Genomic DNA, 8,022 nt, shown 5'->3' on the forward strand with positions numbered 1-8,022 from the left:
TGGCGTCGACGAAAGGTGACGACAGGTCGACCCGACGGCCCGAGGTCCGCAGCATGCGCTCGACCAGGTCACGTACCTCGTCGGCGGTGAGGATGGTGTTGGTCAGCTCGGCCACCCCGCGCCGGGCCACGAACACCTTGGATGGCTCGTTGATCCAGATCTCCTCGACGCTGGGGTCGTCGAAGTAGCGCTGCAGCGGCCCGAACCCGGCCACCACGTCGAGCACCTGCTTGGCCGTCTCGTTGTGGTCGACGATCGGCGGCAGGCCTCCGTGCAGCGAGCGTTCGTCGTACTCCGAGATCACCTCACGGATCAGCTGGCCGACCTCGCCGGGGTCGCGGGCGGGGTCGAGGCCGCCGCGACGGATGAGCTCGCGCACCTCACCCTCGACGAACCGCACAGCTTCCGACACCCGACCGACCTCTCCGTGCTCCCACCCGGGCGGCTGCCGGACGACTGCGGATCATGCTAAGCGGAACCGGCGCCACTCGTCGCCAGCCGTACACAAGCCGAGCAGACCTGTGGACAACGCGGGCCAACGGGCTCGTCCGAACCCCAGAATCGACCTTTCAGGGTCGTTCGAGGGCGGGAGGTCGCGTGCGGATCAGGATGACCGTGCAAGAGGGGGGCGCATCGCGCGAGGTGCTGGTGGAGGCAGCGGCGGGCAGCACGGCGCGGGATCTCGCTACGGCCCTGGGGCCCGGCTTCTCAGGCGCCAGGCTTCGCGTCGATGGTCGGCCGGTCTCGGTCACGAGCCCCCTCGGTATGCCGCCGCTGCTCGACGGGGCCGTGGTCGGTGACGGGCCAGCCGGCACAGGCGGCACAGGCGGCACAGGCGGCACAGGCGGCTCGGACACCGCACCTCGACCCGCCGCCCCCGGCTCCGGGTGGGAGCTCTGGGTGGTCTCCGGCCCGGCCACCGGCGAGCGTCTGGTCCTCGGAACCGGAACACACCTCGTCGGCCGCGCCGCCGACACCTCACTCTGCCTCGACGATCCTGACGTCTCGCGCCGACACCTCGAGCTCACACTGGGGGTCGAGGGCGTGACGATGCGGGACCTCGGCTCGGCCAACGGGACCCAGCTCGACGGCATACCGGTCGGCACGCCTCCCACACGGGCCGCCGACGGGTCTGTGATCGCGATCGGCTCGTCGCGTCTCGAGCTGCACCGGTCGGTACGCCGGTCGAACCGGTCGGCGCAGCCAGTTCTCTTAGCGCTCGCCCACCCCGACGGCGCCGGTCACCTGCTCGTCGACCCTCGGCCCGCGCAGGCGCCTCGGGCGCGGCCCGAACCACTGGCCTACCCAGAGCCTCCCCCGCCACCGACGCGCTCTCGGTTCCCGCTGGTGGCCTTGCTCGTGCCGCTGGCTCTGGCCGGCGCGATCGCGGCGCTGACGCACTCACCGACGATGCTCCTGTTCGGGCTGAGCGGCCCGGTCCTCTCGCTGGCGGCGTGGTGGGGGCAGCGGCGAGCGGGACGCAGCCGGCGAGCCGCGACCGAGCACCAGGACGCCGTACGCCTCGCCGAGCTCACCCTCGCCGGTGCCGCGGTCGCCGAACGGCTGGACCTGATCGCCGAGCATCCCCCTCCCAGCGCCGTGCTGCGGGCCTGCGAAGAGCGGTCGGCGAGGTTGTGGAACGGCGAGACGGAGGTACGCGTCGGGCTGGGTTCGCGGACGGCGACCGTCGGCTTCGCGGGAGAAGGAGTGCCCGGTTCGCCGGCGCTGGAGGACGCGCCCCTCGCATGGAACCCGGTCGGGCACCTCGGGGTGGTCGGGCCGCGGCCGTTGACGACTCGGGCCGGTGCGAACCTGCTCGGTCGAGCCGCGGCCCAGCGCTCACCGCACACGCTGCGGGTATGCGTCGTGACCAGCTCCCCCGCCGACTGGCAGTGGGTGGCGATGCTGCCCCATGCTCGCGACGGTGACGAGAACCTCGCGCTGGCAATCCTTCTCGCCGAGATCGACACTCGTGCCAACGCGCCGGAGGGAGCGCTCCGCGGCGAGGTTCTGGCCCTCGTCGACCTGGGCGGTATGCGCCCGGGCCCGGCGAGCACCGGCGGTGGGGAGGGGCGGGGCGGCGGGGGCGGCGGGGGCGGTGGGGTGCGAGCGATCGGCGTCGCCGAGCTCGCGGGCGTCATCTCGCGGGGCGCCGCGGTCGGCGTCCACCTCGTCCTGCTCACCGTCGACCGGCAGGCGCTCCCACCTGGCCTGGACTCGGTACTGGTCGTCGAAAACCCGACGCGAGCCGCCTGGGAGACACCTGCCGGTCAGGTCACCCTGGCTCCGGACCTGCCCTCGGCTCGCTGGGCCGAGCGGCTTGCGCGGGCACTGTGCCCGTTGCGGGACGCGGCGCCTGGGTCGAGCTCGGCCTTGATGCCGGACGAGGTCCGGCTGCTCGACCTCGTCTGCCCATCAGGCGAGCTCGACGCCAGCGACCTGGTCCGCCGCTGGACCTCTCACCCGCGTTCGACGAGCGTGGTGCTCGGCTCGACCGCCGACGGACCGCTCGAGGTAGAGCTGACCCAGGACGGCCCGCACGCGCTCGTCGCGGGGACGACCGGTTCCGGCAAGTCGGAACTGCTGCGAACCCTCGTCGCGGGCCTGGCTCTGCGGAACCGGCCCGACGAGATGGTGTTCGTCCTCGTGGACTACAAGGGTGGCGCGACCTTCCGGGACTGCGCCGGTCTTCCGCACGTCGTCGGCCTCGTCACGGACCTCGACGAGCACCTGACCCGCCGCGCCCTGGTCTCGCTCGGTGCGGAGGTACGCCGCCGCGAGCTCCTGCTGGCGGACGCCGGCGTAGCCGACCTCCCGGCATACCAGCGGTTGGGTGTGGAGCCGCTGCCTCGGCTGGTACTTGTCGTGGACGAGTTCCGGGTGCTGGCGGAGGAGCTACCCGACTTCGTGTCCGGGCTGGTGCGGTTGGCGGCGGTGGGCCGGTCGCTGGGGATCCACCTCGTGCTCGCAACCCAGCGACCGGGTGGCGTCGTGACCACGGACATTCGGGCGAACGTGGGGCTGCGGATCGCGCTGCGGGTTCGTGACCGGGCCGACTCGACGGACGTCGTGGACTCGCCGGCTGCTGCGCTACTCTCTGCTGCGGCGCCGGGCCGGGCCGTACTGCGTGGCTCGTCGACGTCGCTGACCGAGTTCCAGACGGCTTTGGTGTCGGGGGCGACGCCGCCGCGCGCGGTCGGGGTGCGCGTCACGCCGGTCGAACCTGCGTGGTTGAGGTCCGTGGTCCGCTCGATCGGGGCCGATGTGCCGGCCGGACCGACGGACCTCGACCGGATCGTCGAGGCGACCAGTTCGGCTGCGACCTCGCTGGGCGTCGTTGCGGCTTCGTCACCCTGGCTGCCTCCCCTGCCCGATATCGTGACTGCCTCGTCGCTCGTCGGCGGGCCCACCTGCGTGCCAGTGGGGCTGGCGGACGACCCGGCCGGGCAGGCTCAGGTTCCGTGGGTGTGGGACCTCGACCTGGGTGGCCACCTCGGGATCGCCGGCGGGCCTGGGAGCGGACGCACCACCGCGGTTCTGAGCATCGCCGCGTCGCTGGGCCGACTCTTCCCGCCGTCGGACGTGCACCTGTATGCGATCGGGCCGCCCGCGCTGTCCGCGCTCGAGTCGCTGCCCCACGTCGCGGGTGTGGCCGCGGTCGACGACGCGTCCGACGTGGCGCTCGTGTTGGGTGCGTTGCGGTCGGCGTTGGCATCGCGGGAGGCCGGGGCCTCGGGAGCCGCGCGGAGAGCAGGGACGGCGAGGACGGCGAGGGCCTCGCGGGCGGCGGGTGCGCGGGAGACGGCGGCGGCCTCGCGGGTAGCGACGGCGTGGCGCACGACGGCCCACGACGAGCTCGGTGGCGGCGGGAACTCTCCGCGCTGGGTAGTGCTGCTGGTCGATGGATGGGAGCGGCTCGCCGCCCTCTCGAACGGAACCGTGGCTGCGGAGGTGCGTGCGTTATTGGAGTCGGGGGGCGCGGCTGGGCTGCGTGCCGTTGTCACCGGCGGACGTTCCCTGCTCGCGGGTCAGCTGACCTCCGTCCTCTCGGAGCGGCTGGTGCTGCGCGTCAGCGACCCGGTGGAGCTGACGCTCGCCGGGATCCCGATGTCGGCGGTCCCTTCCCGGCAGCCGCCAGGTCGAGCTCTAGACGTGCGAACGAAGCGCGAGGTGCAGATCGCTGTCGAAGCGCCGCCGGACGGCTCATCTGACGTCTGGTCGCCCTCGGCACGTGGGCAGCCTCGGCGGGTCCGACGACTACCGCGAGAGATCCGGGTGTTGCAGCTGACCGAGGCCCCCGGTCTCGTGGCGGTCGGGGTCCGAGAGGGGGACCTGGAGACCGTGGGTTTCCGGCTCGGACATGGTCAGCGTCGAGTGGTCGTGGTGGGGCCGCCGGGAAGTGGCCGGACCACGACGCTCGCAGCGCTGGGCCATGGGCTGGCGCGGATGGGGATGCCCGTGGGCGTCGTGGGTGTCGAGCTGGCGACGCTGCTCCCGGGGGTCCGGCAGTTCTCAGCCGATGACCGCGAGGCGCTGATCGCCGCTCGGCGGGACCAGGAGAACCTCGCCCTGCTCGTCGACGACGTCGAGCGGATCGCCGGGAGGGCGGCCGAACCGGTGGCGCGCGAGATCGCCCGCCTGGTCGACGAGGTCGCTGGGTTCGTCGCGGTCGGGGCGGGGCCAACCGGCCTGTCGGCCACTGGCCTGGCCCACGAGCTGGCTGGCGCGCATACGGGCATCGTGCTCTGGCCGTCCGACGGAACCACCTTCGGCGTGCGGACGGTCACCGGAGAACGCGTGCCGGGGCGCGGGCTGCTGGTCGTGGAGGGCCGGGTCGCGAGCGTCCAGGTCGCGCTTTGCTGACGTCACGCGACCGTCAGCACCACTTTGCCGAAAACCTCCCCGTCGACCAGACGCGCAAACCCGTCGCGCGCACCGGCCAGTGGGAAGACCGAGTCGATCACCGGCTGGATTCCTTGTGACGCAACAAATTTCGCGAGTCGTTCGAGCTCGGAACGAGTCCCCATCGTCGAGCCGATTACACGCAGCTGCTTGAAGAAGATCTTGGTGAGCTCCGCCTTGGCGGGGGCGTCACCGGATGTCGCGCCGCAGATCACGATGGTGCCTCCAGGGTTGAGGGCGTTGACCGAGTGCGACCAGGTTGCAGCGCCGACGGTCTCCATGACGGCGTCGACGCGCTCGGGCAACCGAGCCCCCGACTCGAATGCGCGGTCGGCTCCGATATCCACTGCCTTCGCGCCCTTCGCCTCGTCGCGGCTGGTCACCCACATGCGATAGCCCGCCGCCGAACCCAGCTGCACCAGCGCCGTTGCCACTCCACCGCCCGCGCCCTGCACGAGGACAGTCGCACCGGGCGTCAGGCCAGCGTTGGTGAACAGCATCCGGTATGCGGTCAGCCAGGCCGTGGACAGGCAGGCAGCCGTTTGCCAGGACATCTCGGACGGCTTGGGGACGAGGTTGGCGCGCGGGACCGCCACCTTCTCGGCGAGGGTGCCGTCGTGCAGCTCCGACAGGAGCGTCCGCCTCGGGTCAAGGGTCTCGTCGCCCGTCCAACCGTCGCTGGCGATAACCGCGTGCACGATGACCTCGTTGCCGTCTTCGTCGAGGCCGGCACCGTCGCAGCCGAGGATCATCGGTAGCCGGTCAGGTGGCAGACCGACGCCCCGCAGCGACCACACGTCGTGGTGATTCAAGCCAGCGGTCGTGAGCAGGACGGTCGCCCAACCCGCGGGGGGCTCGGGTTCCGGACGCTCGCCGATCTCGAGTGCACTCAGCGGTTCGTGGGCGGAGCTCCGGGCGGCGTAGGCAGCAAGCACCATTCCACTGTATTGGCGTCTGCGCGAACCCGGTGGAGTCGACAGGCGCGCGGTCAGGCCTCGCGAGTGGGTTTGGCACCGTGTCCGACTCGGGCTACCCGGCGCGAAAGCTGAAAACGTCCCCAGAGACTCACGCGCAGCAAACCCCGGACGGGAGCCCATGGTGCGCCGCTGTACTTGCGCGCGAGATACCGATACGCACTGTCGTGATGTGCTTTGGACATCGCTTCGGCTCGAGTAGAGGTGGCTTGGCCCCCCTGGTGCTCCACGACGGCCGACGGGGCGTAAACCACGTCCCAGCCGGCTGCTGCGATCCGCTCACACAGATCGGTGTCCTCGAAGTACATGAAGTAGCCCTCGTCGAAACCACCGACGGTCATGAAAGCCTCCCGGCGGATGAGCATGCAGGCGCCCGACACCCAGCCCGCCGTGCTTTCGACGGGCGCTCCTCGCTCTCGTCGGTACGAGGCGGTCCATGGGTTGGCGGGCCAGACCCACCCGAGAGCCGCATGACCGACGCCCCTGCCGAGGGATGGCAGCTCACGGGCCGACGGGTACAGGCGTCCGTCTGGTGTATGGATTCGAGGACCGAGGACACCCGCCTTAGGCCACCTTCGAGTCACCGCGAGGAGCTCGTCCACGGAACTCGGAGAAAACGTGAGGTCCGGGTTGGCGATAATGAGCCAGTCCTCAACAGCATCGGCCGCGCCGAGATTGGCAGCAGCGCCGTATCCGCGGTTGCCTCCGCCGTCGATCAACTCGATGCTCGGGTGATCGCGGACGTACTCGACGGTGCCGTCCGTCGATCCGTTATCTACCACGGTGACGGGAACATCGCTCTGGGACGCTGTGGCGAGCGATGACAGGAAAGCAGGAAGGCTATCGCCCGGGAAGTAGGTGACGACGACGACCCGCAGGGTGGTCTGCTGCTTCACGATTGCCACGCTCGTTCACCATTTTCCCTAGGCGCGTGGACGCCGATGGTCGGAAAATCGTCGAAACGGCGCCGCGCCGCGCCCCCGGCGCTGAAGGCGTGTCCACCCTGCCCCGTGGCAGCGAGGGACAACATGCGCCGCCGTAACGTCACCCGGGGTAGCCGTCAGGATTGTCCTGCTGCCAGCGCCAATGGTCGGCGCACATGTCGTCAAGAGAGTGCGTCGCCGACCAAGAGAGATCGGACGCCGCCCTCGACGTATCGGCGTAGCTGACCGGTGCGTCGCCAGGTCGACGCGGGCCGACCTGGTGCGCGAGGTCGTGACCGACAGCCCGCTCGAACGCGCGCAGGACCTCCCAGACTGAGGCCCCGCGGCCAGTGCCCAGGTTCCAGGCGTGGGCTCCGGGCCAGTCGGGAAGGGCCTCCAGCGCCGCCAGGTGGCCCCGAGCGAGGTCCATCACGTGGACATAGTCGCGAATGCATGTGCCGTCCGGTGTCGGGTAGTCGGTTCCATAGATCACCAACTTCTCGCGTCGACCGACGGCCACCTGGGCGACAAAGGGCATCAGGTTGTTGGGCACGCCGTGGGGATCCTCGCCGATCCGCCCGGACCGATGGGCCCCTACGGGGTTGAAGTAGCGAAGCAGCGCAATGTGCCATCTGTCATCGGACCCGGCGAGGTCAACGAGGATCTGCTCGATCTGCTGCTTGGTTCGCCCGTATGGGTTTGCTGCGCACAAGGGCATGTCCTCGGTGATGGGTAGACGCTCGACCTCGCCGTAGACGGTCGCGGACGAGCTGAACGCGAGAGTACGTACGCCCGTGGCATCCATGGCGCGCAACAACGACAGCGATCCAGAGACGTTGTTCGAGAAGTAGCGCAACGGTTGAGCGATCGACTCACCGACCGCCTTGAGCCCCGCAAAGTGGATCACGGCATCTACTCCATCGCGCAAGGCGGACTCGACCAGTCCCTGGTCGCTGAGGTCACCGACGACTAGTTGGACCGAACCACCCGTGAGCTTGTCGACGCGGACCACGCTTTCGGCGGAGGAGTTGACCAGGTTGTCGAGCGCTACCACCTCGTAGCCCGCCTCTAGCAGGACCAAGGCAGTGTGGGACCCGATATAGCCCGCACCGCCGGTCAGCAAGATCTTCATGAACGGCAGCCTGCCATTGCCCGAGGCTGCGCCGACACCATCGACCCGATTCCAGGCCGTGTCGTCGGTCGGGAAGCCCGCCCTCGGCCTG

Annotated in this window: 4 protein-coding genes and 1 pseudogene; 1 reads left to right on the forward strand and 4 read right to left on the reverse strand. The window is 70.4% G+C overall.

The annotated features are described in order from the left end of the window. Positions 1-412, reverse strand: a pseudogene (locus ABI385_RS03980) (CpaF family protein); the annotation flags it as partial. Positions 413-597: 185 nt separating this feature from the next. On the opposite strand from ABI385_RS03980, the gene ABI385_RS03985 reads away from it, so the two are divergent. Further along, positions 598-4,863: an FtsK/SpoIIIE domain-containing protein gene (locus ABI385_RS03985; RefSeq protein WP_348102443.1), complete on the forward strand. Its 4,266-nt coding sequence runs from the start codon at positions 598-600 to the stop codon at positions 4,861-4,863. 2 nt (positions 4,864-4,865) lie between these two features. Here ABI385_RS03985 and ABI385_RS03990 read toward each other — a convergent pair whose 3' ends face one another. The 3 genes from ABI385_RS03990 to galE all read right to left on the reverse strand — a co-directional run bounded on the left by ABI385_RS03990 (position 4,866) and on the right by galE (position 7,931). Beyond that, positions 4,866-5,837: a zinc-binding dehydrogenase gene (locus ABI385_RS03990; RefSeq protein WP_348102444.1), complete on the reverse strand. Its 972-nt coding sequence runs from the start codon at positions 5,835-5,837 to the stop codon at positions 4,866-4,868. A gap of 53 nt (positions 5,838-5,890) precedes the next feature. Beyond that, positions 5,891-6,781, reverse strand: a complete 891-nt coding sequence (locus ABI385_RS03995) for a glycosyltransferase family 2 protein (RefSeq protein ID WP_348102445.1) — start codon at positions 6,779-6,781, stop codon at positions 5,891-5,893. Positions 6,782-6,920: 139 nt separating this feature from the next. Next, the gene (galE, locus tag ABI385_RS04000) at positions 6,921-7,931 is read right to left on the reverse strand and encodes a UDP-glucose 4-epimerase GalE (protein ID WP_348102446.1); all 1,011 of its coding nucleotides are present in this window, start codon (positions 7,929-7,931) and stop codon (positions 6,921-6,923) included. Between the last annotated feature and the right edge of the window lie 91 nt (positions 7,932-8,022).

The organism is Lapillicoccus sp., from assembly GCF_039935575.1.
In the GTDB taxonomy this organism is placed as follows: Bacteria; Actinomycetota; Actinomycetes; order Actinomycetales; family Dermatophilaceae; genus Lapillicoccus.

Bases quoted from the DNA above. Each gene is read 5' to 3' on its own strand.
- galE (WP_348102446.1), bottom strand. From the start codon at position 7,931: ATGAAGATCTTGCTGACCGGCGGTGCGGGCTATATCGGGTCCCACACT.